At 36.4% G+C, this 26,722-nt stretch carries 24 protein-coding genes; 6 read left to right on the top strand and 18 right to left on the bottom strand.

The window, feature by feature from the left end:
• Nucleotides 1-9: 9 nt before the first annotated feature.
• Both FFS26_RS19490 and FFS26_RS19485 read left to right on the top strand, forming a co-directional pair.
• On the top strand, nucleotides 10-1,437 hold the full coding sequence (locus tag FFS26_RS19490; protein WP_079240911.1) for a nicotinate-nucleotide adenylyltransferase: 1,428 nt from the start codon (nucleotides 10-12) through the stop codon (nucleotides 1,435-1,437).
• A 13-nt stretch (nucleotides 1,438-1,450) separates the two neighbouring features.
• The gene (locus FFS26_RS19485) at nucleotides 1,451-1,900 is read left to right on the top strand and encodes a GAF domain-containing protein (RefSeq protein WP_137905881.1); all 450 of its coding nucleotides are present in this window, start codon (nucleotides 1,451-1,453) and stop codon (nucleotides 1,898-1,900) included.
• Nucleotides 1,901-1,951: 51 nt separating this feature from the next.
• Here FFS26_RS19485 and FFS26_RS19480 read toward each other — a convergent pair whose 3' ends face one another.
• The 7 genes from FFS26_RS19480 to FFS26_RS19465 form a co-directional block, all read right to left on the bottom strand.
• On the bottom strand, nucleotides 1,952-2,419 hold the full coding sequence (locus tag FFS26_RS19480; protein WP_137905880.1) for a cupin domain-containing protein: 468 nt from the start codon (nucleotides 2,417-2,419) through the stop codon (nucleotides 1,952-1,954).
• A gap of 47 nt (nucleotides 2,420-2,466) precedes the next feature.
• Entirely contained in the window at nucleotides 2,467-3,207 is a 741-nt protein-coding gene (locus FFS26_RS19475; RefSeq protein WP_137905879.1) for an ABC transporter substrate-binding protein, read from the bottom strand.
• Nucleotides 3,208-3,233: 26 nt separating this feature from the next.
• Nucleotides 3,234-4,556 carry a magnesium transporter gene (mgtE, locus tag FFS26_RS19470; protein ID WP_110009192.1) on the bottom strand — a complete coding sequence of 441 codons (1,323 nt, stop codon included), beginning with the start codon at nucleotides 4,554-4,556 and terminating at the stop codon, nucleotides 3,234-3,236.
• A 347-nt stretch (nucleotides 4,557-4,903) separates the two neighbouring features.
• Nucleotides 4,904-5,053 (bottom strand): bacteriocin-like protein, encoded by a 150-nt coding sequence (locus FFS26_RS22640; protein ID WP_171006357.1) that lies wholly within the window; start codon nucleotides 5,051-5,053, stop codon nucleotides 4,904-4,906.
• Between the two features lie 150 nt (nucleotides 5,054-5,203).
• Nucleotides 5,204-5,350, bottom strand: a complete 147-nt coding sequence (locus tag FFS26_RS22635) for a bacteriocin-like protein (RefSeq protein WP_171006356.1) — start codon at nucleotides 5,348-5,350, stop codon at nucleotides 5,204-5,206.
• A gap of 34 nt (nucleotides 5,351-5,384) precedes the next feature.
• Nucleotides 5,385-5,525 carry a bacteriocin-like protein gene (locus tag FFS26_RS22630; RefSeq protein WP_171006355.1) on the bottom strand — a complete coding sequence of 47 codons (141 nt, stop codon included), beginning with the start codon at nucleotides 5,523-5,525 and terminating at the stop codon, nucleotides 5,385-5,387.
• Nucleotides 5,526-5,865: 340 nt separating this feature from the next.
• A complete protein-coding gene (locus FFS26_RS19465) occupies nucleotides 5,866-6,414 on the bottom strand; it encodes a pyruvate decarboxylase (protein ID WP_110009193.1) in 549 nt (182 codons plus the stop codon).
• Nucleotides 6,415-6,587: 173 nt separating this feature from the next.
• Between FFS26_RS19465 and rpsO the strand changes: the two genes are divergently transcribed.
• Nucleotides 6,588-6,857 carry a 30S ribosomal protein S15 gene (gene rpsO, locus FFS26_RS19460; protein WP_034692246.1) on the top strand — a complete coding sequence of 90 codons (270 nt, stop codon included), beginning with the start codon at nucleotides 6,588-6,590 and terminating at the stop codon, nucleotides 6,855-6,857.
• 386 nt (nucleotides 6,858-7,243) lie between these two features.
• Here rpsO and FFS26_RS19455 read toward each other — a convergent pair whose 3' ends face one another.
• Both FFS26_RS19455 and FFS26_RS19450 read right to left on the bottom strand, forming a co-directional pair.
• Nucleotides 7,244-7,603, bottom strand: a complete 360-nt coding sequence (locus FFS26_RS19455; RefSeq protein ID WP_137905878.1) for a DUF4260 domain-containing protein — start codon at nucleotides 7,601-7,603, stop codon at nucleotides 7,244-7,246.
• 124 nt (nucleotides 7,604-7,727) lie between these two features.
• Nucleotides 7,728-9,149, bottom strand: a complete 1,422-nt coding sequence (locus FFS26_RS19450) for a sugar MFS transporter (RefSeq protein ID WP_137905877.1) — start codon at nucleotides 9,147-9,149, stop codon at nucleotides 7,728-7,730.
• A gap of 438 nt (nucleotides 9,150-9,587) precedes the next feature.
• Between FFS26_RS19450 and FFS26_RS19445 the strand changes: the two genes are divergently transcribed.
• Entirely contained in the window at nucleotides 9,588-11,843 is a 2,256-nt protein-coding gene (locus FFS26_RS19445; RefSeq protein ID WP_137905876.1) for a polyribonucleotide nucleotidyltransferase, read from the top strand.
• A 318-nt stretch (nucleotides 11,844-12,161) separates the two neighbouring features.
• On the opposite strand, the gene FFS26_RS19440 is transcribed toward FFS26_RS19445, so the two are convergent.
• The 6 genes from FFS26_RS19440 to FFS26_RS19415 form a co-directional block, all read right to left on the bottom strand.
• The gene (locus tag FFS26_RS19440) at nucleotides 12,162-14,579 is read right to left on the bottom strand and encodes a TonB-dependent receptor (RefSeq protein WP_137905875.1); all 2,418 of its coding nucleotides are present in this window, start codon (nucleotides 14,577-14,579) and stop codon (nucleotides 12,162-12,164) included.
• 6 nt (nucleotides 14,580-14,585) lie between these two features.
• On the bottom strand, nucleotides 14,586-15,026 hold the full coding sequence (locus tag FFS26_RS19435) for a MarR family winged helix-turn-helix transcriptional regulator (RefSeq protein WP_137905874.1): 441 nt from the start codon (nucleotides 15,024-15,026) through the stop codon (nucleotides 14,586-14,588).
• Between the two features lie 103 nt (nucleotides 15,027-15,129).
• Nucleotides 15,130-18,372, bottom strand: coding sequence for an ABC transporter permease/M1 family aminopeptidase (locus FFS26_RS19430; RefSeq protein WP_137905873.1), 3,243 nt, complete (start codon nucleotides 18,370-18,372; stop codon nucleotides 15,130-15,132).
• A 2-nt stretch (nucleotides 18,373-18,374) separates the two neighbouring features.
• Nucleotides 18,375-19,247 carry an ABC transporter ATP-binding protein gene (locus FFS26_RS19425; protein WP_137905872.1) on the bottom strand — a complete coding sequence of 291 codons (873 nt, stop codon included), beginning with the start codon at nucleotides 19,245-19,247 and terminating at the stop codon, nucleotides 18,375-18,377.
• 198 nt (nucleotides 19,248-19,445) lie between these two features.
• Nucleotides 19,446-19,649 carry a helix-turn-helix domain-containing protein gene (locus tag FFS26_RS19420; protein WP_002980904.1) on the bottom strand — a complete coding sequence of 68 codons (204 nt, stop codon included), beginning with the start codon at nucleotides 19,647-19,649 and terminating at the stop codon, nucleotides 19,446-19,448.
• Between the two features lies 1 nt (nucleotide 19,650).
• Nucleotides 19,651-20,166, bottom strand: coding sequence for a DUF2975 domain-containing protein (locus tag FFS26_RS19415; RefSeq protein WP_137905871.1), 516 nt, complete (start codon nucleotides 20,164-20,166; stop codon nucleotides 19,651-19,653).
• A gap of 336 nt (nucleotides 20,167-20,502) precedes the next feature.
• On the opposite strand from FFS26_RS19415, the gene FFS26_RS19410 reads away from it, so the two are divergent.
• Nucleotides 20,503-20,844, top strand: coding sequence for a TfoX/Sxy family protein (locus tag FFS26_RS19410; protein WP_137905870.1), 342 nt, complete (start codon nucleotides 20,503-20,505; stop codon nucleotides 20,842-20,844).
• Between the two features lie 197 nt (nucleotides 20,845-21,041).
• Here the strand turns inward: FFS26_RS19410 and FFS26_RS19405 are convergent, their stop codons facing one another.
• The gene (locus tag FFS26_RS19405; RefSeq protein WP_137905869.1) at nucleotides 21,042-22,139 is read right to left on the bottom strand and encodes a DNA polymerase beta superfamily protein; all 1,098 of its coding nucleotides are present in this window, start codon (nucleotides 22,137-22,139) and stop codon (nucleotides 21,042-21,044) included.
• Nucleotides 22,140-22,194: 55 nt separating this feature from the next.
• Here FFS26_RS19405 and FFS26_RS19400 point away from each other — a divergent pair, with 55 nt between their 5' ends.
• On the top strand, nucleotides 22,195-23,280 hold the full coding sequence (locus tag FFS26_RS19400; RefSeq protein ID WP_228449463.1) for an AAA family ATPase: 1,086 nt from the start codon (nucleotides 22,195-22,197) through the stop codon (nucleotides 23,278-23,280).
• On the opposite strand, the gene FFS26_RS19395 is transcribed toward FFS26_RS19400, so the two are convergent.
• Nucleotides 23,277-25,727 carry a S8 family peptidase gene (locus tag FFS26_RS19395; RefSeq protein WP_137905868.1) on the bottom strand — a complete coding sequence of 817 codons (2,451 nt, stop codon included), beginning with the start codon at nucleotides 25,725-25,727 and terminating at the stop codon, nucleotides 23,277-23,279. The two genes, FFS26_RS19400 and FFS26_RS19395, sit on opposite strands and share 4 nt — an antisense overlap.
• Nucleotides 25,728-25,840: 113 nt before the next feature.
• Nucleotides 25,841-26,593, bottom strand: a complete 753-nt coding sequence (locus FFS26_RS19390) for a DNA polymerase beta superfamily protein (RefSeq protein WP_137905867.1) — start codon at nucleotides 26,591-26,593, stop codon at nucleotides 25,841-25,843.
• Nucleotides 26,594-26,722: the final 129 nt, after the last annotated feature.

Below are 26,722 nucleotides of genomic sequence, written 5' to 3'. Positions count from 1 at the left end.
CATGTCCTAATGTATCAGAAACTAACTCCTAAACAAAAAGCATTAACAATTAATCTAGATCCTACTATTTATGGTACTTTCGCAGAAATTGGAGCAGGGCAGGAGACTGTTCGCCACTTTTTTAGAGCAGGGGGAGCTTCCGGTACGATTGCTAAGGCAATGTCTGCTTATGACAAAGATTTTAGTGATGCCATCTACGGAAAAGAAGTAAAAAACAGGTACGTTACCCAGAACAGGCTTCGCAAAATGCTTCGATATGAAGTAGCTTTGATTGAAGAGAGAATTTCAAGAGATAATAATCCGGATAGAAAATTCTTTTCTTATGCCAATACGGTAACAACCATCAATTTTGACAAAACTGTAAAAGGCCACGGCTGGGTGGGAATCCGTTTTCAGACTAAAGAAAATGAAGATTACAACGAAATTGTAATCCATGTCAAATTCAAAGAAAATGATGCTACTCTTCAGCAGGAAACTTTAGGAAACCTGGGCGTAAACCTTATTTTTGGAGCCTTTCATTATTTCGACAATCCAAGAACTTTAGTAGAGTCTCTTTACGATGATATTGCTAAAGATAATCTGGAAATTGATATGATCGACTTCAGCGGACCTGCTTTTGCCTACGTTGATAACAGACTGATGTCCCTTCAATTGGTAAAGAATGGAATGACCGATGCGGTAATCTTCAATTCCCAGGGGAGTAATATGCTTCCGGCAGATGTATTGTACAAGAAAAATATTTTCGCGGTAAGAGGAAGTTTCAGGCCGGTAACGAAAGTGAACATTGACATGCTTAAAAACGGGATGGATATGTTCTTCAAAGATGCTACCTGTACTCATGAAGAAACAGAAGTTCTTATTGAAATCACCATTTCCAATCTGAGAGCAGACGGAGATATCGACGAAAGGGATTTCCTGGATAGAGTAGATATTCTTGGAAAACTTGGTTACACCGTTATTATTTCAAACTTCTCTGAATATTACAGGCTGATTGATTACTTCGCATCGTATACAAGTGGAGACATCGGAGTTGCTATGGGGGTAAATAACATGCTGATGGTATTTGACGAGAAATATTATAAAAACCTTTCAGGAGGAATTCTTGAAGCATTCGGTAAGTTTTTCAGAAATGGAATGAGAGTATATCTGTATCCTTATAAAGATCCGGAAACTCATCAGTTATTGGATTCTTCCAACCTGAAAGTGGAAGAAAACCTGAAAGAACTATACAAATACTTCAAACACAACAATCGTATCGTAGATATTACCAATTATAATCCTGAGTTTTTGGAAATTTATTCCAGAGAAATACTGAGAAAAATTGCATGTTGTGTGAAAGGCTGGGAAACTCAGGTACCGGAAGGCGTAGCAGAAATGATTAAAGAGCGTGGAATGTTCGGATATAAAGAAGAGCTTTCCCTAAAACAATTCTCTTAAAAATATAAATACAATGTCAGAATTAAAGAAAAGACTTTCCTCAATTCTTGAAAGTCCTAAGCATAACACAGAAGAAAAACTTGAAAAAGTATGCCACCTGTTGGATCAGGAAATTCCTTACTTCAACTGGACAGGGTTCTATTTCAAAAACGGAGATAAGGATGAATTGATTTTAGGTCCTTATGTAGGAGCACCTACCGACCATACTATTATTCCTTACGGTAAAGGAATCTGCGGTCAGGTTGCCGTTTCCAATGAAACATTTATTGTTCCTGATGTGCATGAGGAAAGCAATTATTTAAGCTGCTCCATTGATACGAAAGCAGAAATTGTAGTTCCTATTTTTAAGGATGGAAAAAATATCGGACAGATTGATATTGATTCTCATACCATTGATCCTTTCACGCAGGAAGACCGTGAATTATTAGAATGGCTTTGTAATGAGGTTTCTAAGATTTTATAATCAAAACTTACTATATAAAATATAAACTCCGGCCATTTCAGCCGGAGTTTTTTATGGATTGTTGGTGGTGATCACAAACATAATTAAAGGCTCATCTCCCGTGTTTTCAATAGAATGATAGCCTATAGAACTGATCGCTGTAATATCGCCTTTTTGAAGTAATTTCTTACGTATGGGTCCTTCTGTTCCGGTTCTTTCACGATATTCTCCGGTTCCGTGCACCACAACGTACAGCTCCTGTTCATTTCTCAGATTGTGAGTATGAAATCCGGATTCATCCCCTTTATTCAATAAAACCATATAGGCAGCCAGACGATTGTTGGCTAATTCTTTCTGATCGAACATTTGTATCATATATACAGTTCCGTTTCCTCCATACATGTTTTCACGTTTTTCCAGTCGTGTAATGGTTCTTTCCTCTTTTTCAAACGCCATTACATACAAATGAATATATTTTGAAACTTCCTGTATTACGTGATCAAATTCTGCTCCTTCAGATAATATAATTGTACCGGGCATATAAAGTTCAATGTTTAAAGTTTTGGGTTAAAGTTGATGGTGAAGAATTAGCTTTGCTGCATGAGGTGAATTTCGGCCAGCAATTCTTTGAAATAATTTTCACATTTGGCAATATGGGTTCCATACCATGAAAAGGCTTCACCATCTACAATCATAATCTTTTTATCCGGATAGAAAACCTGCAGTTCTTCAATATGTTTTTCTTTAAACGGAAAAGGTTCAGATGAAAGCATAATAACATCAGCTTCTGCCAGATCTTCAGTAGTGATCTGGGGATAACGGGTTTTATCTTTAAAAATATTTTCAAAACCAATTTCAGATAAAATCCTGTGAATAAAAGTATCTGATCCAATGGTCATATAAGGGTTCTTCCAGATAAGATAAGCCGTTTTTACGGGAACATCCAGTTTTGCCTGATTCAGAACATCATAAATTTTAAGATTGAAAAGCTGCGCTCTGTCTTCCTTTCCAAAAAGTTTTCCGAGGTTTTTAAGCAGGTAATAATTATCCTCAATAGTATCAATATTGGTGACCATTACCTTGTGCTCATCCATCAGAGCTTCCACCTGATCTTTTACATTCTCTTCCTTATTGGCAAGAATAAGATCCGGCTGTAATGCTTTAATTTTTTCAATATTAATATTTTTAGTTCCGCCGATTATGGGTACATTTTTTATTTTATCCTGAGGATGGATACAGAATTTTGTTCTTCCTACCACTTCATTTTCGGTCAGTCCAAGGTCAAATAAAGCCTCAGTAATAGAAGGTACAAGTGAAACGATTTTCATATTGGCATGTTAGATGATGCCTAAAATTACAAAAGTTTTCCGGTTAAGAAAAGTCCGGCTACGGTAAAATAGATAATAAGCCCGGTTACATCCACTAATGTTGCTACAAACGGTGCAGAAGAAGTAGCAGGGTCAAGATTTAATTTCTTTAAAACAAACGGAATCATAGAACCTGATAAAGTTCCCCATAATACAATAGCAATCAGGGAGACTGAAACACTTAATCCTACATATACCCAATACTGGCCATAATCAAACAACCCAATTTGCTGCCAGAGCATGATTCGTATAAACCCAATAATTCCCAAGATGGCTCCAAGACATAATCCGGAGATAATTTCCTTTTTCATGACATACCACCAATCCTTCAGATTGATTTCCTGAAGAGCCATAGCACGGATAATCAGAGTAGCTGCCTGGGATCCCGAGTTTCCTCCACTGGAAATGATCAGTGGTACAAATAGAGCAAGAACAACGGCTTTTTCAATTTCCTTGTCAAAATATCCCATTGCAGAGGCAGTCAGCATTTCCGAAACAAACAGAATGATCAGCCAGGTGGCTCTTTTCTTGATCATCTCAGTCCATGAAGTCTGGGTGTAGGGAAGATCCAATGCTTCCAATCCTCCGAATTTCTGGATATCTTCCGTATTCTGCTGTTCAATCTGATCGAGAATGTCATCAATAGTCACAATTCCTACCAGAACACCTGCTTCTGTAATAATAGGAAGAGCACCACGGTCATACTTTTCGAAGTAGGTTACGGCATCCTCTTTGGAAGTTGTCGTTGTAATGGCTACAAAATGGTTATCGGTGATATCAGAAACCAGAGTGTCTTCCTCTTCCAGAAGTAAAGTTCCGATGGCGAGGTCATCAATCAGGCGGTTTCTTTCGTCTACCACGTACAGGTAGTTCATGGTTTCCACTCTTTTTCCTACCTTTTTGATCTGCTGAAGACATCTTTTTACCGTCCATTCCTTACGGATCTGTATATAATAAGGGGTCATCAGACGGGCAATCGAATCCGAATTGTAGCCAAGAAGCTTTAAGGCAATCCTTCTTTCCTGCGGATTAAGATGGTTGATGGAATACTTGATCAGCTCATCCGGGAAATCCTCGAAAAGGGACGTTCTGTCATCCGGAGTCATGGCATTCAGAATTTCAGACACTTCATCGCTTCCGATACTTCTGATGGTTTCTTCCTGGAAATCAGGATCAAGGTGTGAAAATACTTCTGCTTTGTATTCTTTCGGAACCTTCAGAAACGCGAGCAGCCTCTCATCAGCAGGAAGTTCGCTGAGAGTTTCAGCAATATCGGCAGGGTTGAAGATAAGTTCGTCTCTAGAATTCAAAACGTGAAATTTTTTGGATATGCAAAAATAATTCAAATTTTTAAGACTGAGCAATAAACTGGCAAAATTAAGGATTAATTAAAGTTTATGGCTTCAGGATAAGAGCAAAAAAAACACCCGCCGAAGCGGATGTGCAAAAATTAAATTTTAAATTCCAATATTCTTTACATTGGTTCGCATTCTGAGGTGGGAATGTAGATGCAGACAGCATTTGTACAGCATTGGTATGGTCCGCAATCTGAATTGTCACCACACTTTTTTATTCCGCTGCCTTTAATATTTTTTTGCTCCAGCCTGTTCAGCCTCTTAAGATTTGAATTCTTCATGGTGATCAAATATAGTTAAGATTAAGGCTCTATCGGACAGTCATGATCAAGACATTCTCCATTGCAGCAATATCCCAAAGAACATGGTCTTGTTATACTGCATCTGAACGGTCCCAAACCGCCATTAATTTGCTTGGCAGCTTCTCTGCTGAGTTTTTTTAGATTTTTCATAGCGTTATAGTTTAGATTTAATGTAAGACTAAAATAGTAAATATTTCTATATTATTCATTTGCAGGTGAAAATATTTTATTACGAATCAGGGTTTTGTTGATATGTTAAATAAAAACACCTACGAATGCAGGTGTTTGTAATGATCATATTTACTCCAGAGGACATGGATCGATAACACAGGTGTTGTGACAACATGACCCGCCCGGACATTCATAATGTTCTGTACATCTTTTGAAAGGTCCGCTGCCTTTAATTTCCTTTTGCACTTGTCTGCTGAGTTTTTTTAGATTTTTCATGAGATTTGATTTTTAAATGATTTAGTTTTATTCTTTATTCAATACAGATGAAGGGAGAACAGATTCCGAAACAGCACCATCCGACAGTACAAGGATTGGTTTCGCTGCATCTTTCCATAGACCCTCCATTAATTTGTTTTGCTTTTTCTCTGCTGAGTTTCTTTAGATTTTTCATAAGATTTTGGTTTTAATGTTGGTCTAAAATAGTAAAAAATATTTAATAAATCCTTATTTAGTGAAAATATTTAATTGTTAATCAGTTGTTTATAGTGTTTTTTAAACAAAAAGCACCTGTTCGTAAGAGATAACAAGTGCTTTATGTATGTGAAAATATTTATAATGCAGGGCAGAGAAATACTTTATGAAAATATAAGGATAAATAATAAATGATAAACATGTCCGGTAAGCCCAAGAACCTTCCTGACAAAATTCACCATTGACTTGCGAAGCAAAATTGACCATTGATGATATAAGGCTGTATATTCCAACCTTAAACCAGGAATAAACATTGAACCTTAAAGTTCCGCTTCCGTTGGCTTAAGCTTTCTCAGTTTTTTGATGATTCCTTTTATGGCACCTTCAGTACCTATTTTGACAGAATTGGTTGTGGATCCCAGCAGGCGCATGTTTTTCCGGTAGGTATCGTGATCGCTTTCGGTGACAAGATTGCCGTCAGCACCAAAAAGCTTCATACTTACCACCACCTGATTGGAGAAAACATACTTTCCAAACCCAACTTTGAAATACCTCACTTTAGAAACAATGGCAAAATCTGCATCATTGTTGAGACAGTAATCTACGATAGTCTGTTTATCAATGCTGTCATAGGGAACCTGAACTTCTGCACGGAGCATTTTATTTTTTCTGCCGCTGAAATTGTCGGTTACGGCATCAAAGAAAGCATTGTTGGTAGGGTCTTTTATTTCGTCAATATCAGGCTCTACCTCGGGATTGAAGTAAAGAACTTTTTTTATTTTATCATCGGCATTTTTCTGGGCTTTTACCGTTGTAAATCCGATGAATAAAAAAGTAGTAACCGCTGTAAAGAATATAATTTTTTTCATTTGTAATTCGAATGCAAAATTACTGCCTTTTCGTTGGATGGCATACAAATTATTAAGAAATTTTTAACATTTTTTTCTATCAAATTTGATATATGAAATCAATAATGTTTGCAGAATCAAAAAATAGTCGTAATTTTGCACCCGTTACATAATAATCATTAAACAATATTGGAATGTACTTAACAACAGACAAAAAGCAGGAAATTTTCGCAAAACACGGGAAATCTGCACAAGACACAGGAAGTGCTGAAGGACAAATCGCTCTTTTCACTTTCAGAATCAATCACTTATCTCAACACCTAAAGGCTAACCGTCACGATTTCAACACAGAGAGATCTCTAGTAAAATTGGTAGGTAAGAGAAAAAGTTTATTAGATTACCTTAAAAACAAAGATATCGCAAGATATAGAGCAATTATTGCTGAATTAGGTTTAAGAAAATAATCTATAAAGATTTTCAAAATAAAAAGCAACTTCGAAAGAGGTTGCTTTTTTGTTTTTACGTAACAGGGGATTTTTAACCACAAAAGCCACAAAAGTTTTTTTAGAAAATACGAAATGGTTGAGAAGAACACTTAAATTTCTTAAAGCCTTAGAATTTCATGTGATGATAAAAGAGTATTTAGATTCCTACGGAATGGCAAACTGTATGGATACACCAATACGCCAATTGTGTCATTCCGTAGGAATCCAGCCGTATTAAACCAACAAGAAAAGCCTCAACAAAAACTCCAATCCTGACCAACGTCATAACTAAAGACGTTATAATTCCCCTCCCTCGGAGGAGTGGCGAAAATTCAAAGAATTTTGACGGGGTGGCTTTAACATCACTATTCAGCCTTCTTCCCAATCTTCCCCAAATGCGTATTCTGAAAACTATCAGGATACTTTAAACCGTACCCCAGAATTCTGTCAAACGCAGAGTGAGAAAACATAACAGCTCCGATCATTTGTAAATAGGGCAGAGACAAGGCTGTTCCGGCAAAATAAACGATAATGGCTACTCCTAAATGATGGAAGAGATTATAACAAAAAGCGCCCGCTTTATTATTAACCGTATATCCCAGCATAGAAATATCCGGTGCAAGGAAAAGGCCGGCGAACCACCACCAGGAATATCCTGTTTGTGCAAAGGCATAGATTCCTAATATAAGAAAGGCTGCGTATTCAAGCTTTAACTGTATTTTCATAATTTATTGTACTGATCTTTAAAATAAGTCAATTTTTTCATATGAAAGTTACATTTAGGATTGGAAAAAGAAGCGGAATACCTTTGAGATATTCCGCCTTATACATTTTGATTTGAATTTGATTTTAATGACCGGACTTTGCTTCGGTACTTTCTACATGACCCAGATATTTGGTACAGTACGCTCCGAATATCAGAATAACCAGATAACAGAATACAGGAATAATAAATGAATGCTGTACTCCAAACTGATCGGCAAGATATCCCTGGAAAATAGGAACAATAGCGCCTCCCAGAATAGCCATTACCACTAATGAAGATCCCTGGCTGGTGTATTTACCTAATCCTGAAATAGCCAGTGTGTAAATATTAGAGAACATAATAGAATTGAAAATTCCTATTCCTAAAATACTGTACATCGCCAGCTCACCATGATTTACCATCGCAGAAATCAACAAGGCAACATTGATCGCTGCAAAAATGGATAATGTTCTTGCCGGAGCTGCTTTACCCACGAAAAAGGCAATAAAATTAAGGATGATAAACACAATGAAAAAGCTGATCTGACTGAACGTAAGATTGACAATGCTGAAAATCACAAGGAAAACTGCTGCCGCTGCTCCCAGCATATATAGAGCTTTTTTGCTTTGGCTTATGGATTGATTTAAAGAGATGGCTCCCAGAAAACGACCGATCATCGCTCCTCCCCAATATAAGGAAAGGTAATTTTTACTGATGATCTCATTAAAGCCCATAATCTGCGGCTGCTCAAGGAAACTGATGATAAAACTTCCTACAGCAACTTCTCCGCCTACATAGCAGAACATAGCGAATACACCGAATTTCAGGTGACTGAATTCAAGAGCTCCCCAGCCTTTTACCACTTCTTCTTCACCCATCTGGAAGGAAGGAAGCTTCACTCTGGAAATCAATAGAGCAACCAGCAAAAGGATTCCTGCAAAAATAAGATAAGGAATTCTTGTCGCTACCGCACTGAATGATCCGTCCGGAGAAGAGAAGAATTCAAAAATAAGGTGACCTCCAAGTACCGGGGCAATCGTTGTTCCGAAAGCATTGAATGCCTGAGTCATGTTCAGCCGGCTGGAAGCAGATTCTTCACTTCCTAATAGCGAAACATAGGCATTGGCAGTAATCTGAAGTACCGTAAAGCCCAATCCTAAAATAAACAAAGCACCCAGAAACAGCGGATAATATGAGAATGTAGCTGCCGGATAAAACAGAACGCAGCCGAATGCGGCCAGAAAAATTCCGAACAGGATTCCTTTCTTATAGCCTAATTTATTGATAGGATCTCCTTTCGTAATGGAAATCATAAAATAAATCAGCGATCCGATAAAGTAAGCTCCGAAAAAACAGAACTGTACCAGCATGGATTCGAAAAAGGTAAGATTGAAAAGTTGTTTCAGATACGGGATCAGGATATCATTCATACAGGTGATGAATCCCCACATAAAAAACAGCAGGGTAATGGTAATCAACGGAACCGTATAATTCCTGCTTTGAGATTGTACTTCTTTATTAATCATAAACATTTATTTATCTGGATAAGGATAGTTCCTTAACTTTTTTAGCCTACAGCATTGTAATTGGTGAAGTAGGGCAAATATAGGGATCAGCCTATTGGTTTGCAATATTTTTACTAATTTTTAGAATGAAACAGATACTTTTTTCAGAGGATTGTATTATTTTCATTTTTTGAGACAATAATACAAAAACGACCGGATTTTTCAATACATTATCCTCAAAAAAACACTTTTTTATTTTCATAAATGGTGTATAAGTTCATATTACTCATGTAAATTTTCAGTCTTTCATCAATTGAAAGCCAATTTTTTGTATTTTAAACGCCTATTAAAGCAATCGAAAAATTTAATATATCATTATTATATAGTACCTTTGCAAACGAAAATTTAAAGAGTTTAAATATTAATCATACTCAATACGGAGTATAAAGAAGCAAATTTATGAGTATACCTCAAGCGTTTACAGAAACGATTACCCTTGCAGACGGCAGGGAAATCACTATTGAAACGGGGAAGCTGGCTAAGCAGGCTGACGGATCTGTAGTAGTGAAATGTGGTGGAACAATGCTTTTAGCAACTGTTGTAGCCAATAAAGAAGCCAATCCTGGTGTAGACTTTTTACCATTAACGGTAGATTACAGAGAAAAATTCTACGCAGGTGGAAGAATTCCTGGAAATTTCTTCCGTAGAGAAGCAAAACCATCTGATGATGAAGTGCTTACAATGAGATTGGTGGACAGAGTATTACGTCCTCTTTTCCCTGAAGATTTCCATGCGGAAGTACAGGTGATGATTTCATTGATTTCTTACGATAAAGAAGTAATGCCTGAAGCATTGGCGGGTCTGGCAGCTTCTGCAGCTATTGCGATTACAGATATCCCTTTCAACGGGCCAATGTCTGAAGCAAGAGTAGTAAGAATTGACGGACAATTGTCTGTGAATCCAAGCTATGAAAATTTATTAAAATCAGATATCGACATTATGGTGGGAGCTACTAAAGACTCCATCGTAATGGTAGAAGGAGAAATGAAGGAGATTTCTGAGCAGGAAATGCTTGAAGCCATCAACTTCGCTCACGCTGAGATCAGAAAACAGATTGAAGCTCAGGAGAGATTAGCTGAAAAAGTAGGAAAATCTTTCCCTAAAAGAGAATACAGCCACGAAGATCACGACGAAGAAATTCGTGAAAAAGTATGGAAAGAGTGCTATAACAAAGTATATGAAGTAGCGAAGACTCCATCTAATAAAGAAGAAAGAGGAGAAAAATTCAAAGCTGTTCTTGAAGAGTTTTTAGCACAATATGCTGAAAATGAAGAAGAACTGGCAAGAGTAACTCCTTTCGTTAAAGTATATTACCATGACGTAGAGAAAGAAGCAATGCGTCAGATGATCCTTGAAGACAATATCCGTCTTGATGGTCGTGATCCTCAGACAATCCGTCCAATCTGGTCAGAAATTGATTACCTTCCGGGAGCTCACGGTTCTGCAATCTTTACAAGAGGAGAAACTCAGTCTCTGACTGCGGTAACTCTGGGTTCTGTAAAAGATGCCAACATGATCGACAGCGTAATCACGCAGCACGACGAAAGATTCTTCCTACACTATAACTTCCCTCCATTCTCTACAGGTGAAGCAAGACCTTTAAGAGGTACTTCAAGAAGAGAAGTAGGACACGGGAACTTAGCTCAAAGAGCTTTAACAGCAGTAATTCCGGCAGAAAATCCATATACAATCAGAATTGTTTCCGATATCCTTGAATCTAACGGTTCTTCTTCAATGGCAACAGTTTGTGCCGGTACACTGGCATTGATGGACGCAGGGGTTCAGATCACAAAACCTGTTTCAGGAATTGCAATGGGTCTGATCACCGATACAAAATCAGGTAAATTTACTGTACTTTCTGATATCTTGGGAGATGAAGATCACCTTGGAGATATGGACTTCAAAGTAACAGGTACTGCAGACGGTATCACAGCTTGTCAGATGGATATCAAAATCCAGGGACTTTCTATGGATATCATGGAGAAAGCTTTGATGCAGGCTAAAGACGGAAGATTACACATCCTTAATAAAATCACGGAAACGATTTCCCAGCCAAGAGCAGACGTGAAGCCTCACGCTCCGAAAATGGTGGTAATGGAGATTCCAAAAGATTTCATTGGAGCTGTAATCGGGCCTGGTGGAAAAATTATTCAACAGTTACAGAAAGATACAGATACGGTTATTGCTATCGAAGAGATGGGAGAAATCGGACGTATCGAAATTGCTGGAACAGACAGAGAAAAAATCAATGCTGCTATTGCTAAGATCAATGAAATTACTTTCGTACCGGTTGTAGGCGAAGTTTACAAAGGTAAAGTAGTGAAAGTAATGGACTTTGGTGCATTCGTAGCAATTGCTAAAGGAACAGAAGGACTTCTTCACATTTCTGAAATTGAATGGGCTCGTTTAGATAAAGTTCCTTATGCAGAAGGTGATGAGGTAGAAGTGAAGTTCATGGGTTACGATGACCGTAAGAAAATGAAACTTTCCCGTAAAGTTCTTTTACCAAGACCTCCAAGACCTGAAGGACAAGGTAGACCTGAAGGACAGAAAAGACCTGAAGGACAAAGAAGACCAGAAGGACAGAAACCACAAGGAGAAAGGCCGCAAAGCGAAAAACCAGTGGAAAATCAGAATCCTTCTAACGAAGCTTAATAAGATTCATTCTTAAATATAAAAAATCCCTCAATTTGAGGGATTTTTGCTTTGCATACCATAAGTTATAAGTTGGAAAACGCAAAGGCGCAAAGGAATTTTAATTTTATATTCATTAGGGCGCAAGAAAATCGAAGATTTTCAGCAAGCATATTGTTTTATTTTTTGCATTTGCTTTGCCTGCCTAATCGTGTGAGGGACTAAAATACAGGTATAGCAATTGGGTGCTCAATTTTATCGAAGATAAAATCTTCGAGTCTTAAAGACCGTATTTTATTTCTCCTTCTTGGCGTCTTTGCGTTTTCCAACTTCTTACAATTAGCTTCCCACTCTCTGCTTGAGGTCCTCAGCACCGCCTGTTTTTCTAGGCTGTCCGTTTTTGGAAGAACCAAAATTGTAAGTATAGGAGAGGGTTGCGACACGGGTATCTCTTTTCACCGCGAAGTTTTCTAAATAATCATTATACACCGTTTGCCCTTTGATATTGCTGGTAAAGAAGACATCAGTGAAGGAAAGCTTCAGAACACTGTTGTTTTTAAACTTCTTCTGCGCTCCGATATTCAGATACCAGTTCGGACTCACATTCAGATAAGCATAGATTTCTCTGGCTTTGTAATTTCCTGTAAGTTCAGCAGTGAAACCATTTCCCAGCTTAAAGGAATTAATACTGTTGATGCTGAATGTAAAATTCCCTTTATTATTGATCTGGGTTCCGGAGACATTTCCTGTGTAGGAACCATAATAGAAATTGGCACTGTTATTCATATCCCACCATTGGGTCACCTTCACCGGAGCGATCAGGTTTAATCCGAAATAAGAAGCAGAATTCAGGTTTTCAATGGTCTGTACGGTTACTATTTGCCCGTTTTCTATGACAGGTTTTAGGATGTCCGTAATATTATCAGAATTCCTGCTGTAGCTTAAAGTGGCAAAGTATTTATTACTCAGACTGTAGGTTAATTCATAATTCATCGTGATTTGAGGGTTCAGATCAGGATTTCCGGCTTTCATTGTGGTAGGGTCAAGATAGAATTTGAAAGGATTCAGCTGGTTGTAGCTTGGTCTTGTAATTCTCCTGCTGAGATTGATTTCAAGGTTGCTTTTCTCTGTCAGATCATAACTCAGAACAGCGCTTGGGAACAGTTGGGTATAATTTCTTTTATTGATTTGATGGGTGGTAATCTGAGTTCCTTTTACATTGGTATTTTCAACTCTTAAACCTGCTGTAGCTTTGAATTTTTCCCATTTTTTGGACACATTTCCGTACACTGCATTGATGTTTTCCTCATAAATAAAATGATTGGTTTTTCCAAGATCCGGAATCGGAATACCAGAACTGGCGTTGAAAAATTTCAAATCATTGTCTGTCTTTACAAAACTCGTTTTCACTCCGCTTTCCAGTTTCCAGTCGTTGCTGAAGTTTTTTGTAAGATCAGATTTTAAAGAGTAGATATTCAGTTTTCCGTCCATATCACCTTTAATAATGTCAAGGTTGTCTGTACCGCTGGAAATATCATGTGTTCTGGTATCAAAGCTCTGCAAAGATGAGTTGGCGTAATTGATGTAGTCAAAATCGGTAGAAATATCAGAACCCAGCGAATCAATCGTATATTTATGATTAAGGTTGAATGAAACATTGGTCCAGCGGTCATTCGATCTGTTGACTGTTGTAAAAGTACTTTCAGGAAGGTAGCTGCTGCCCAGTGTGACGTTGGAATTGTCCCCGTTGATGTTGAATTTGTTGGAAACAAGTCCCACAGAGAATCCAAGCACATTCTTGTCGTTCAGATAATAATCCATTCCCGCTTTGGCCACATGGCTGTTGAATTTGAATTTCAGATAATTATCCTGCACATACGCTTTCTTAAAGGTATTGGCTTCATAGAAATTTCTGTCGAGAACCAGTCCGTTGTAAGCTTCCCTGTATGCAAAGCTGTAATTTCCGAAAATATTGATGTTTTTATTTCTGTGGTTGATGCTGAAACTGTTGTTGTTTTTTACATATTTACCCGATCCCAGAGAGCTTGAAATAGTTCCGTTAGTTCCTTTTCTCTGTTCCTTTTTAAGTTTAATATTAATGATGGCAGATCCTGCTGCATCATATTTTGAAGAAGGATTGGTGATGAACTCTATCTTTTCAATGGTGGAAGAGGGGATTCCCTTCAGATAATTGGCAAGATCCGTTCCCGTCATGGGAGTATTTTTACCATCGATTTGGATCAGAAGGTTTCCTTTTCCGCGAAGACTGATATTGTCGTTATTGTCAATATTCACTCCCGGAGCCTTTTCGAGGACTTCAAAAGCGGAATTTCCGGTGCTGGCAATACTGTTTTCAACGTTCATGATCATCTTTCCATCCTGTCTTTCAATGAGAGGCTTGGTTTTGGTGATCGTTACTCCTTCGATCGATTTTACATTCAGGTCAATGGGATTGAGGGTCTTATTTTCGGTTAATGAAATATTTTCCGAGTGATAAACCTCAGTACCGTTTTTATTAATTTTTACCTGATAAGTTCCTTCTTTTAAATCATTAAAATTGAACTTACCGCTGTTATCAGCAATTTCTGTTTTGATCAATTTCTGATCAGCATCAAAGAGATTGATCTCCATCTGCTCTGCTTTGTCGGATTTTATGTTTCCTGACAAAGTCAAACTCTGCATTGCCTGCTGGGCAGAGATCCTGCTGTTGAACAGCATCAGCATACAGACAATAATAAGTGAGAATATTCTGGTCATAGCGTTTTACTTTTTAGGGTTGAGACAGTTTTCTGAAATTTTCAGTAAAGCTGAATACATCACTTCCAGTTCTTCATTGCTGATGCCCTTTAAAGCAGTTTTACGGTTCTTTTCTACGATATTCTGAACCTCTTTAATTACTTTTACCCCGGAATCTGTCACTTCCAGTTGGGTTTTTCTTCGGTCTTCAGGATGAACATTTCTGGTAATGTATTCGGATTTTACCATTAAATCAATCATTCTCGTGACAGAAGCATTGTCCTTAAAAACCAGATCACCAATTTCATTCTGGGTAATTCCCGGGTTTTCCAGAATTGCTTTGATGATAAGCCATTGATCAATAGTGATCGTGTAACCATGCGCTTTCAGCTGGCGTTGAGCATAGTTTCTGTAAGATCTGATCGCTTTGTCTATGTTGTAGAATATGATTGAATTTAACTTTTCCATATTTTCAGATTTAAAATGATGTATCAATTATTGATATGTTAATTAATTAGTAAATCATCATTTTACTTTGTTACAATTCCTGACAAAATTTTTTCAAAAAAAATTAAAAGCTGTTACCGGTTTCTTTGGATTTTGCTTTTACAGAAGCAGTTTTAGATCCTGAAGTAAAAGTTATATTTTCTGTGGTTTTGAATAATCTGTCGATTTGCTTTCTGGTGCAAATATCCGGAGCAATGTTGTAAAACTCATTGATCAGATTCAATGAACCAGGTTTTTTGGGATATTGATTGTTGTTGAGAAAATTTTTCAAAGCCAGGTTCACTTTATCTTCACCGATTAAGTTACTCAACTGTACCATTGCGGCAGCCCCTTTGGAATATGAAATATGAGGTACGTCTCCGGTTGCTTTGTAGATCGGTACATTTTCAGACAGTCCTTTTTCATTATCGTAAATCTGTTGATGTATTTTGATTCTTTCCATCATTTTTTCTTTGCCATGCATTTTTTTGTAGAGCATCATCTCAGTATACATGGCGAGGGTTTCAGTAAGCATCACAGAACCTTCTCTGTCATCAGGGTCGATCTGGCTGCTGCCCCACCAGAGATGGGAAAGTTCATGACCTGCCAGCTCATTGATGACATCCTGTTTCTTATCCGCCAGAATATTGGCGTGGAAAACCATATCCTCAGGCATAAAAACAGCAGAAGGATAGGCTGTAGCGGCAAAACCTCTGGTAAAAGAAGAAATCTCCGCAAAATTGATGGTTTTAAAAGGATATGGACCAAAGTTTTGCTGACAATAATCTAAAGTAAGCTTTGCATTTTCAAGAAGGTGATTCACATTCTCAAAGTGTTTCTGATGATAAAAGAGATTGATGTCAATTCCTTTATAATGTATGCTTTTTACCTCGTATTCTGCAGAAGAAACGGCAAACCGGAAAGGAATCTGATCTGCTTTATACTTGAAATAGTTGCGCCCGGCCTGCGACCATTTTCTGACAAGATCTCCTGTTCCTATGGCTGTCTGTTTCTTTTCGGTGGAAATCATCATAGTAAGATTGATAAAATCCTTTTTTGAAACTTCAGGAGCTTCCGGTTTTTTCAGTTCACCAAGTTTTCCAAGGCTGAATCGGCTTCGTTGTTTTTCATTCTGAATTTCATTATCCTTCTGATATCCAATTGTTGGATAATACCTGCTGATTCTCATAAAAGATCCGTTTTCAATAATGGCATTGAAAGACTGGTGTCCGTTGACCGCAAACCATTGATAAGATAATGTAAAATCAAGAGAAGCAGTCTTGCCCGGTTGAAGAGGTTTTTGTAATGAGACTTCTGTAATATGGTTATTTATTTTCGAGATTTCAGTACCACACTTTATCACAGCAGATTCCAATTTTAAAACTTTATTAAAATTGATCAGAACCTTATTGATAGGTTGATTGGTTTGATTTTTAAGGATATATTTTCCAACAATCTGATAAGCATTGTTGGAAGGATATAGTTTAATTTCTGTAGCAATATCGGTGATATCCGGCTGTGGAAGTTTTTCATACTTTCGATAGTTTTTTTCATATGCTGCTGAGCTTAGAATAGCCTGATCTTCATTTTTTGGAATATATCCTTTCATAAACAATACCCCGGCAAAGATTCCTGAGATGAGCAGAATGATACTGAAGCCAGATGCAAGTACAGGAACTTTTTTAATTTTTATAATGCTGTTGAGCATCCATAAAATACTGATAATCCCCGTTCCAAATAAAAGTCTTTGTAGAAAAGCTTTTTCATAAATTCCATAGCCGTTAAACTCACTGTAAGTCCCTTTAAAATCTGAGAATATTCTGAAAAGAGGGTAGGGTATCAATTTCCCCGAAAGCGGACCCGCTACTATAAAAACGGCAAGAATGGAAACTCCAAGGGCTATGAATTTATTAGGAGTCCTGTCATTCATCAAAAGAATCAATCCTGAAAAGAGGATCAAAGGGAAAGTATTGAAAATAAAAACACCGATATAAGCATTCCAATCAATATGAAAATACTGATAAGCCGCCTGAAAAATAATGCCCTGAATAATTACAATTCCGGTGAAGAAGAACAGCAGAAAACTGATGGAGATAAAATGTCCGGTTAACCGGTTTTTTGATAAATAAGTACTGTTTTCAATCAGATAAAACCCCGAAGACTGGCTTCTCCAATAAATATCATTCAGAAAATAAACAGAAATCAGAAGACCCAGCAGATGAAAATTTTCCGAAATGGTTGCTGCCATAAGTCCGGAACCTGCATATTTCTGTGGAAGGCGGATGCCCTTTTCAATTTCGGCATACATTTCCATTCCCACAGAGAATAATAAAAGAATAGATACAGCAGGAACGGCAATGCTTTTAAACAAATAGGTAAGATCGGTTTTTGTAAAGGACAATACGGACCGGAAAGAACTCCATCCATTGAATCTGGGTGTAACAGTGGAGTATTCAGCTCCATTTGTTTCCGAAAATATAAGAGTATTTCCTGATGTTTTTACTTTCTTTCCTGAGGTATTGGAGAAAGAAAATAATCTGAGTGAAAGCAGAAGAATTCCAACAGATATAAAAGAGAATAAAATTCTGTTAAACAAAAGATAACCAGAGAATGGTACCAGTTGAATATTTTTCTGAAGAGCAGTCAAATTACGGGCTTCCATAAAATAAGCGGATAATCCAAAAGGATCTATTAAAGCCGAAAACTGTTGTGTTTCCAGTGACTGAGGAAGACTTCCCGCCATAAAGGGTGAATTGGAAAACAGCAGGATAATCATGTAAAAAACATACAGAAGCAGTCCGCCTACTACAACCAGCAGTTTTTTCCTGACAATAAATGCAATGAGAAAAAGAAAACTGCAGACAAACAAACTGTTGATAAAACCGAATATGAATATAGGATATAGATAATGGACAATGTTAAAACCTTCCTGCATTTCACTTCCCGTCCGCATCATCTGACCTATGATAAATCCTGTCATTAGGAAACAAAAACTTAAAAACGTCTGTAAAAAATAAGCATAGAATTTCCCTTTCAGGTAAGTAAGTTTTGATAATGGGAATGAAAACAGAATACTGTCAAATTTTGAATCCTGATCTTTAAAAAGCAGCTGTAAGGCATAAACCGTAGCGAAAAAAATCACGGCAAGGCTCAGCATTCCGGTCATAAAACCAATGGTGTAGGGAGAGTTTAAATAAATCCCTTCTCCCACTGAAAGATTGAACTGGTTTCCACAAAAGATGCCCATTCCTATTAAAAGTAAGGCCACAAGATAGGTGAGCCAGTGCTTGGAAGAGCGTCCGGCTTCAAATAAAAATATCGTATTCATGATTAAGGTTTTTGGGTGAGTGTATGGAAGTAAACGTGCTCCAGCAATGGGGTTACCGGACTGAAGTCTTTAGGAGATTCTTCAGAAAATACAGTGATATAAAGTTCTCTTTCCAGAAGCTGTCTGCTGATGATTTCATAGCTGGAATGGTAGCTTTCCAGTTCATTTTTGTCAATGGGTTTTGACCAGATTCTATTGTCCAGCTCTGCAATGAGTTTTCCCGGATTTCCTTTTCGAAGGATTTGCCCATGGTTCATCACTGCCATTTCTGAGCAAAGGTTTCTGACATCCTCAACGAGATGGGTAGACAGAATGACGATCACATCCTGGCTGATATCATTGAGCAGTGTATTAAAGCGGTTGCGTTCCTCAGGATCCAGCCCAGCAGTGGGCTCATCTACAATAATAATTTTCGGATCTCCCAATAAGGCCTGGGCAACACCGAATCGCTGTTTCATTCCCCCAGAAAAGGTATGAACTTCTTTTTTAGCAAAATCAGAAAGGTTGACTTTTTCCAGCAGACCCAGAATTTGTTTTTTACGTTCGCTTTTGTCGGTAATCCCTTTCAGTACGGCAATATGTTCCAATAGATCGTATGCAGAAACTTTCGGATAAACTCCGAAATCCTGAGGCAGAAATCCAAGATTCTGTTTAATATAATCAGGGTTTTTGGCGATGTCCACTCCGTTGAAAAGTATTGTTCCGGAGGTCGGTTTCTGAAGTCCGACAATAGTTTTCATCAAAGAAGATTTTCCGGCTCCGTTCGGACCAAGAAGCCCGAACATACCGTTTTTGATGTCGAGTGAAATGTCTTTAATAGCCTGAAATCCATTTTTATAGGTGAGACTAAGATTGTTGATGATTAATGTGTTCATAACGTTGTGTTTGGGGAATAGAAGGACAGGCGGCCATACGGCAGCTGGTTTAGAAGTTGAAATTTAGTGGCTGGAAGCTAGATGCTGGATACTAGAAGTTAGAAGTGGAAGTTTTACAGATCATTCTCAAACGCTCTCACCCTCAAACTCTCCAACTCAAAGCCCGCATCTCGCAACTCCTCGCATCCCGCAACTCGTTTACTCTTTAAATTCAAGAATATCTCCCGGCTGGCATTCCAGGATTTTACAGATGGCTTCAAGGGTATCGAAGCGGACACCTTTGGCTTTGCCGGTTTTCAGGATAGAGAGGTTTACGGGCGTGATACCCAGTTTTTCTGCCAATTCTTTACTCTGCATTTTTCGTTTGGCAAGCATCACATCTAAGTTGACTATAATTGGCATTTTAAATAAATAGGTCTTGTTCGTTTTGCAAATGTAGTCCTTGCTTAAAGATATTCGCAAGAAACAGACAGAAAATTCCAAGCATAAAGTGAATAAACACCAGTCCCCATATGATACTTTCTACTTCCACAAAGAAACTCGCGATAATAACCAGAGGAAGCGGAATGAAAACATTGTACAGGTAAAATCTCTTAAGCTGAATGATATTTTCCTGAGTAAACAGTTTTTGTTGGAAAAACACTTTGAAAACCCTGGCAGATAACCAGAAAAAGATTCCATAAGTGATAAGCACCAACATAAAGGAAAAGATCATATAAGAATAATTGTTTTCGATATTCAGAAACGGTTGTTCTGTAAACGGATAATTGATGTGAAGGAACTGTCCTTCTTTATAAGGCGTGACCGCAAATCCGCTCATCAGACAGAATAAGGAATACCCAAAAGTGACTAAATATCCGGCCGAAAGTAGGGCGCAGATATAAAATAAAATCCTTGAAATAATTTTGGTCTGGTTCATGGTATGAATTGTAATTACTATTGCAAATGTATAATTAATTATCGTAAAGCAATAATTTATTTAAATAAAATTTTAATTTTTAATTCTGAGATCATCAATAATATTAAAAAAATAACGTGTTAATCACAGTTTTTAATTAATTTTAATAATAAAAAGTTGATCAACTTATCCCTTTAATTAATACTCGAGCTTAATGATTAACAAAGGTTTTCTTATTGATACCCTTCGACAGGCACAGGGTGGCAACTGGAATACCAGCCGAAATTTTGAAGCGTTTACAGGCTGAGCTTGTCGAAGCCATTATTATTAAAAGGGATAAATCAAAAAATTGAAATCATGGCTTATAGTACAGAACTTGCCGACCGCGTACGAGAACGGCTTTCAATGGAAAATAATATAGAGGTCGAGGAAAAGAAAATGTTCAGCGGACTGTCTTTTCTGGTGAACGGAAAGATGTGCATCAACATCAGTCATGATAATCTGATGTGCCGCTACAATCCCGAACTGGAAGGTGAGGTTTCGGAAAAGAAAGGCTTTCTCCCAATGATCATGAAAGGGAAACAGTTAAATGGCTATTGCTATGTAGAACCCATAGGTTTTCAAAAACCTGATGACTTTGAGTATTGGATTAAAATATGTTTGGATTATAATCCCGTGGCGAAGGCGTCTAAGAAGTGAGTTTTCGGGTTTGAGTGTTTGAGAGTGGGAGAGTTTTCGGGTAAGTGAGTGTGTGGAGAGGTACGGGGTGCGAGTTTCGGGGTTTGATTGTGTGGATGAGAGTTTTGCGGGTTGCGGTTGCGGGGGTACGGGGTGAGAGTGTTTGAGAGCGGGAGTGATGAAGTTCACCAATCCCACCATTCATCACTCATCATTTATCATTCATGATTATACAGTTTTTCTCTGATCTGAATTAATATTTTTGTGGTTTTCTCTAGGTTCGGAGAGTCGGGTAGAGTGGTGGTAGAATAATGACTTTCTATGGATTCTATCAGGTTTTCTGCCTTTTGCATGACGTTTTCATACGACTGGTTTCCTGCTTTGATATCTAACAGTTCGTCACGGTTATCTACACGGATTGTCAGTGACCCGGTTTTAAAAATCTGTTCACAGGACTGAAGCAGCCGGATGGTGTGCATCATGTTTTTGCTGTCGTAATTCTGTCCGTGGGTCTGATTGACATTATAACGGTCTTCATTACGCTCAGCCACCCATTTCCAGTATTCCCTGTAGTCTTTACAATACACAGAATAGGCATCCAGATTGCAAAACAGATAAGCAACCGGTTTTTCATCTTTAGGAACAGAGGATACAGAAACCTGATTCGCTTCTTCATTCTGTATAACTCCTTTATATCCCAATGTCCCCGATTCATCATAAAATAAAGCGAACATTCCTTTGGTATGATCAATGTTTATCAATCCGCATTTTTCCTGTGAGAGACCACCCCGTCCTGTGGACACCCCTCCGGAGGATGGGAATTCATCCAGCCATTTTTTCAATGGGACAGAACCTTGTCCATCCAAAATAAAACAGAAATCCAGGATCGATTTTCTTTCTTTATCAATCGGATTGACAATCTTTTTATTGAGACCTTTTGCCTTTTTAATCTGCGAAACAGCATAGCCTGCAAAAGTGTCTTTGCATAGTTTGGATAGGAAATCCTCCGTTTTCAGCAGATCCATCAGCGGATGTTTGTACTGAATACAATCTTTCGGACTTGCCAGAATTTCCAGAATATTAGGATTGTTTTTCTGCAGCAGTTCTACAAACCTCCCGATTTCATAATACGTGATATCATTCGTTTCATTGGAAATCTGCGGAATATAATTAAGCCCAAAGAAATCTTCCCTCGGCAGATAATACACCCCGCGGATATCTGTATCGGAATTCTCCGTCGCCAGCCCAAAAGCCCGGCTTCCGGAAATGGCCTCGAAGAGGAGGAGGTTTTTGTTTTTTAGGTCTTGGATGGTCATTTTAAATTCTTTTGACTACAAAATAATAATAAGAGTACGTAATGATTTTACGTAGGTGAATTTATTAATTAAAAAGTCAATCGGCTATAAAAAAATCATTACTTTTGCAAGTATAATGAGTCAGTTTGATTACATAAAAGATATAGCGAAATATGGTCTTGAAAATGACCAGGAAAAGTTATTGTCTGTATTAAATGATTTAATTGAACACTCTAAAAATACCAAAAAGTTAAATTTTGCTATACAGTTACAGTCAATTCTAAAAGATTCACTGAAACAACAAAGAAATAATTCATTAACTAAAGTTGGATCTGAATCTTATTTTAATAGAATTGAAGATAAAGAGGTTGGAGAATTAATATTAGAAAAATTAACTTCTAATTATAGACTTGATAATATAGTTGCTGATAATTCTGTGATTCATAGTTTACAATATTTTATTGAAGAGCATCAAAAAGCTGACTTACTTAGAAAATTTGACTTACCCATAGCAAATAAATTATTACTGCATGGTCCTTCTGGCTGTGGTAAAACTTTAGCATCATATGTTGTTGCAGGAGAGTTAGATAAGATGATGGTTGTAGTGAACTTAGGAGCAATTGTTTCATCGAAATTAGGAGAAACAAGTAAAAATTTATCTAAAATATTTAGAAAAGCTGCTTCTGAAGATTGTATTATTTTTATTGATGAGTTTGACTCTTTGGGAAAGGTTAGAGATTATTCTCAAGACCATGGTGAAATGAAAAGAGTTGTTAATACTATTTTGCAACTATTTGACTATCTTCCGCAGAATAGTATTGTTATTGCTGCCACAAATCAAAAAGAAATGTTAGATGAAGCATTACTTAGAAGGTTTGACTTTTCAATTGGATTCAATTTGCCAACAGAAAAAGAAATAAAAGAATTAGTATTGCTAACTCTCAAAAATGGTAATTTCTCTTTTGATAATAAGGCAAAAGCTAATAAAGTAGTTAAGAATTCTATTGGACTTTCCTATTATAGTATTCAAAAGACGCTAGTTACAGCTATAAAAAGAAGTTTGTTTGCGATAAATAATCCAGAAAATATAATTTCTGCCAAAATTGATACTTTAATATGGCAGAAATTAATTGATATTGAAAAAGAATCTATAGGAATTTAATTTTCGGCTTCTAATTCATTATCTATTTCGGATTTGATAATACTTTCTAAATTATTTAACAAAGATAATTCACTGTAAAGTTTTCCAGAAGTTTTATTTTTATAAGGTAATTCTTCAATTGACATAACTAATGAATATCTTACAGGAGTGTTTTTTAATTTGTTTTTATCAATATCGTTTAAAAGCTTGTGAAGTTTACAGTTTATAGCCAATTTTACTTGGATGTTACCATCGCTATCAAGGTTTTTGATTAAATTCTTTTTTGTTAGTTTTTGAGTTGTTTTCTGAACATTACTAAGCGGTTTCGATTTAAAATAGTAATCTTGAGACCAACTATTTTTCAGTTTTATATTTGAAATTTTATTATTATTTATACCATTTGAGGCGATCATTTTTCCGTTTCTATCATATTCATAATCCTCTAATTCTAAATTATCTGTTAATAAAAAAGCCATATGTATAGGGCAGTATGTAAACTCACTTTTTGAATTAGGTTCAAAACTGAAACATAAAGTTGAAGATATGTTTATAATATTTTGGGTTGTCTGTTCGAGGTGAATTAAGTAGCCAGGAAGTTTTAAAGAATAACATTTTAAACTTTCTGGATAAATGTCATCATCTAAAATTAAAGTTAGATAATCATCATTTGAATTTAATGTAATATTTTCGTTTGGAATGCCATTTCCAATGGTATGATTAGAAATCTTATTAAAATTTTCATTAGGTTCAGTTATGCTCGATGAATTAATTATAAGTGATTTTACAATTTGCATATTGTTTTTCAATGCCGGATACTTATTTATAATTCTTGCACATAAATTTGCAGCAAAAGGGGCGGAATAACTAGTTCCCGCATCTTTATTAAAAAATATGCCTTTTTGAGCAGATAGTATTTTTATTCCTGTTGTTGAGGGGTCTAATACTGTATCAAAATCACCTCCGTGACAAATAATATCTGGTTTAAATAATAAGTTATTAATTCTAAAAGGATTGATTTTTCCATTTTTATCTTTAAATATATCTAAATTCCAATTATAGTGAAATGTTCTACTGTAAATTGCTGGTGTAGTTCCAATATGTGAAATTCGCTTAATTGAATTATTTTCAAAATTATCGCTGTAAGCTCCGACAGTGATATTATTCATGCTTTCGGCAGGGGAACAAAGATTTGAATTTTCTAAATTATATAATTCGGGGAAATTTATAATAGGGCCTACTATGGGCAAAAGATCACGATTGTTGCCAATTGAAATAAAAATTAAAATATTTAATTCATGAGATAATTTATCTAATGCAATACTATATTCAGAAACTTTTTCGTGATACTTCTTATAATTTTTATATCCTAATGTTAACGTGAAAATCTGAACTCCATACTTATTATTTGCTTTTCTAATTAAATCAATAACATTATCTTTAAAAAGAGAACCTTGATTTTCGTTCATTACTTTAATACTTAATAGGAAAGCATCTGCGATATGTGTACCTAAATGATCTGGGTATAGTTTGTTACCTAAAGCAGCAATAGCAGCAACAGCTGTTCCATGATCTATTTCATCTATAAATGGTGTAGTATCAGTAATATTAAATGAATCATCCTTGATTAAAATAGGAGCTAATGGGGTTGTATTTTCGACTCCAGTATCAATAATTCCAATTATTGGAAGTTCTTCGCTACTAATAACATCAAAGCCAAATCCTTTTTGTGGTTGATTGTACAGATTGGGTTCAACTATTCCAGAAGCATAGGAATTTACGATATGTATAATGTCAAAATTATCAACAATTTCTTTGATGATTTTCTTATTATTAAATATCTCTATATAATTTCCATTTTCAGAGTAATTGTATTCTATATTTTTTTGATCTAAATATGACAGTAAACTTTGTAAAATGTTTTCAGACTCATTTAGCAAATTATTAAGATTAGTTAAATTAAGAAAAATATTTTCATGTATACTATTTGAACTAAATCTTCTTTCAGTTGAGAGAAAATCAAATTCTTGAATAAAGATAATATTTGGATTAAATAACCCTTGGTTATCATTATTTACAAAAGAGTCTAATTTGGAAATAAATTTTCTAAATAAATTCACATTAACAATAGCAAAAATTGCTTCAGTATTCCAATTTGAGTATGTTACTATTTCTAACCCAAAGTCTCTATAATATTCTTGTTCAAATTTAGACGAATCAAATACATTATGAAATTTTATCCAAATTAGATTAATTTCATTTGGAACCTCTATAGATTTTCTTTCTTTTCTTTTTTTGAGATTTGTTCTAAAGGAATTTAACGATCTCGCAAAATCAGATTTTTTATAGTCATAATTAACTTCAAAATCTTTATTTTCTTCAGATTCTTCAGAATTTCCTCCGTATCTCGATTTTTGTTTGAAAGTAGTAACTCCTTCTTGTGGATTCTTAAAATATAAATGATTTTTCATATTTTATAAGGTTAATTTGGTTTCATGGATATTTCTTCTAATTTATTAAATAATTTTTCAAAATTTAAATATATTAATAAATCATAAAAAAAGACTACGGCTTCCCGTAATCTCTAACATTTCTCCAATATCTCCCTAAAAACCCTCTCCATCTCACCTTTATCCGCTTTTCCTCCAGATAAACTTTTCGATTTCTCTTCATTCTCAGCGATTGTTTTCTCCAGAAAATCAAACAGTTCCCAATCGTTCGGATGGTAGTAAGATTCTCCTTTGGTTGCTTTTAAGATGACAAGATCTTCTATTTTTCTTTTGGTGGCTTCATCCGTTAAAACAAGCAGGTCATTGAACAGTACAGGAGGAACCGTTCCTTTTTCTATGATCCATTTTCCTGTTAATGTGGTTCGTAAACAATAAAAATAACTTTTTAATTTTACTTCATCAGTTCTGCAGGCTTCCAGATATTTCTTGCTCATACTCAGATAATGGTAAGAAACTGCAACCGGAGAAAAGCAGGCATCTGCCAAGGGTTTAAAGATTTCTACAAACTTTTCATCCGCTTTATAAACGATAGGAGAATAGAACCAGCTCAGCAAAGCCGCGTTTGACTTTAACAACAGATGAAACGTCTTTCGCAGATCCCAACCGGAACCATCCAGATCATCTTCTGTCATAAATTCTATCGTTTCATCCTTATCCCAGGGAGAAAGATACCAGTCTTTGTCGTGACGGTATATAAAACGTATATCAAAATCACTGTCAGGAGACGCAAAACCCCAGGCTCTGCTCCCTGATTCTACAGCAAGAAGGACTTCCACACCCCGTGCTGCTTCTATTTCTTTTATTTTTTCAAGTATTTTTGGTGTCATTGGTATTGATTGATGGTGCAAAGTAAAAGATGAAGTGCGCAATGTACTAGCGTAGCTGTTTTAAGTTTCGAAGTGCGGGTTTCGTGGGGATAGGTTTTAGGGTTTAAGTGTGGGAGAGTTTGAGAGTTG

This window comes from Chryseobacterium sp. 2VB (assembly GCF_005503635.1).
GTDB lineage: Bacteria > Bacteroidota > Bacteroidia > Flavobacteriales > Weeksellaceae > Chryseobacterium > Chryseobacterium cupriresistens.
Note: the sequence above shows the minus strand (reverse complement) of the source record. Positions and strands in the feature narration are given on the sequence as shown.

What these genes read in the sequence shown, in the direction of transcription:
- FFS26_RS19425 (WP_137905872.1), bottom strand. Translation starts at nt 19,247, where the DNA reads ATGAACACATTAATCATCAACAATCTTAGTCTCACCTATAAAAATGGA.
- FFS26_RS19480 (WP_137905880.1), bottom strand. Translation starts at nt 2,419, where the DNA reads ATGCCCGGTACAATTATATTATCTGAAGGAGCAGAATTTGATCACGTA.
- FFS26_RS19485 (WP_137905881.1), top strand. Translation starts at nt 1,451, where the DNA reads ATGTCAGAATTAAAGAAAAGACTTTCCTCAATTCTTGAAAGTCCTAAG.
- FFS26_RS22630 (WP_171006355.1), bottom strand. Translation starts at nt 5,525, where the DNA reads ATGAAAAATCTAAAGAAACTCAGCAGAGAAAAAGCAAAACAAATTAAT.
- FFS26_RS19390 (WP_137905867.1), bottom strand. Translation starts at nt 26,593, where the DNA reads ATGACACCAAAAATACTTGAAAAAATAAAAGAAATAGAAGCAGCACGG.
- FFS26_RS19490 (WP_079240911.1), top strand. Translation starts at nt 10, where the DNA reads ATGTATCAGAAACTAACTCCTAAACAAAAAGCATTAACAATTAATCTA.
- FFS26_RS19410 (WP_137905870.1), top strand. Translation starts at nt 20,503, where the DNA reads ATGGCTTATAGTACAGAACTTGCCGACCGCGTACGAGAACGGCTTTCA.
- FFS26_RS19455 (WP_137905878.1), bottom strand. Translation starts at nt 7,603, where the DNA reads ATGAAAATACAGTTAAAGCTTGAATACGCAGCCTTTCTTATATTAGGA.
- FFS26_RS19395 (WP_137905868.1), bottom strand. Translation starts at nt 25,727, where the DNA reads ATGAAAAATCATTTATATTTTAAGAATCCACAAGAAGGAGTTACTACT.
- FFS26_RS19465 (WP_110009193.1), bottom strand. Translation starts at nt 6,414, where the DNA reads ATGAAAAAAATTATATTCTTTACAGCGGTTACTACTTTTTTATTCATC.
- FFS26_RS19415 (WP_137905871.1), bottom strand. Translation starts at nt 20,166, where the DNA reads ATGAACCAGACCAAAATTATTTCAAGGATTTTATTTTATATCTGCGCC.
- FFS26_RS22640 (WP_171006357.1), bottom strand. Translation starts at nt 5,053, where the DNA reads ATGAAAAATCTAAAAAAACTCAGCAGAGAAGCTGCCAAGCAAATTAAT.
- FFS26_RS19440 (WP_137905875.1), bottom strand. Translation starts at nt 14,579, where the DNA reads ATGACCAGAATATTCTCACTTATTATTGTCTGTATGCTGATGCTGTTC.
- FFS26_RS22635 (WP_171006356.1), bottom strand. Translation starts at nt 5,350, where the DNA reads ATGAAAAATCTAAAAAAACTCAGCAGACAAGTGCAAAAGGAAATTAAA.
- FFS26_RS19405 (WP_137905869.1), bottom strand. Translation starts at nt 22,139, where the DNA reads ATGACCATCCAAGACCTAAAAAACAAAAACCTCCTCCTCTTCGAGGCC.
- FFS26_RS19420 (WP_002980904.1), bottom strand. Translation starts at nt 19,649, where the DNA reads ATGCCAATTATAGTCAACTTAGATGTGATGCTTGCCAAACGAAAAATG.
- FFS26_RS19430 (WP_137905873.1), bottom strand. Translation starts at nt 18,372, where the DNA reads ATGAATACGATATTTTTATTTGAAGCCGGACGCTCTTCCAAGCACTGG.
- FFS26_RS19445 (WP_137905876.1), top strand. Translation starts at nt 9,588, where the DNA reads ATGAGTATACCTCAAGCGTTTACAGAAACGATTACCCTTGCAGACGGC.
- FFS26_RS19450 (WP_137905877.1), bottom strand. Translation starts at nt 9,149, where the DNA reads ATGATTAATAAAGAAGTACAATCTCAAAGCAGGAATTATACGGTTCCG.
- FFS26_RS19475 (WP_137905879.1), bottom strand. Translation starts at nt 3,207, where the DNA reads ATGAAAATCGTTTCACTTGTACCTTCTATTACTGAGGCTTTATTTGAC.
- rpsO (WP_034692246.1), top strand. Translation starts at nt 6,588, where the DNA reads ATGTACTTAACAACAGACAAAAAGCAGGAAATTTTCGCAAAACACGGG.
- FFS26_RS19435 (WP_137905874.1), bottom strand. Translation starts at nt 15,026, where the DNA reads ATGGAAAAGTTAAATTCAATCATATTCTACAACATAGACAAAGCGATC.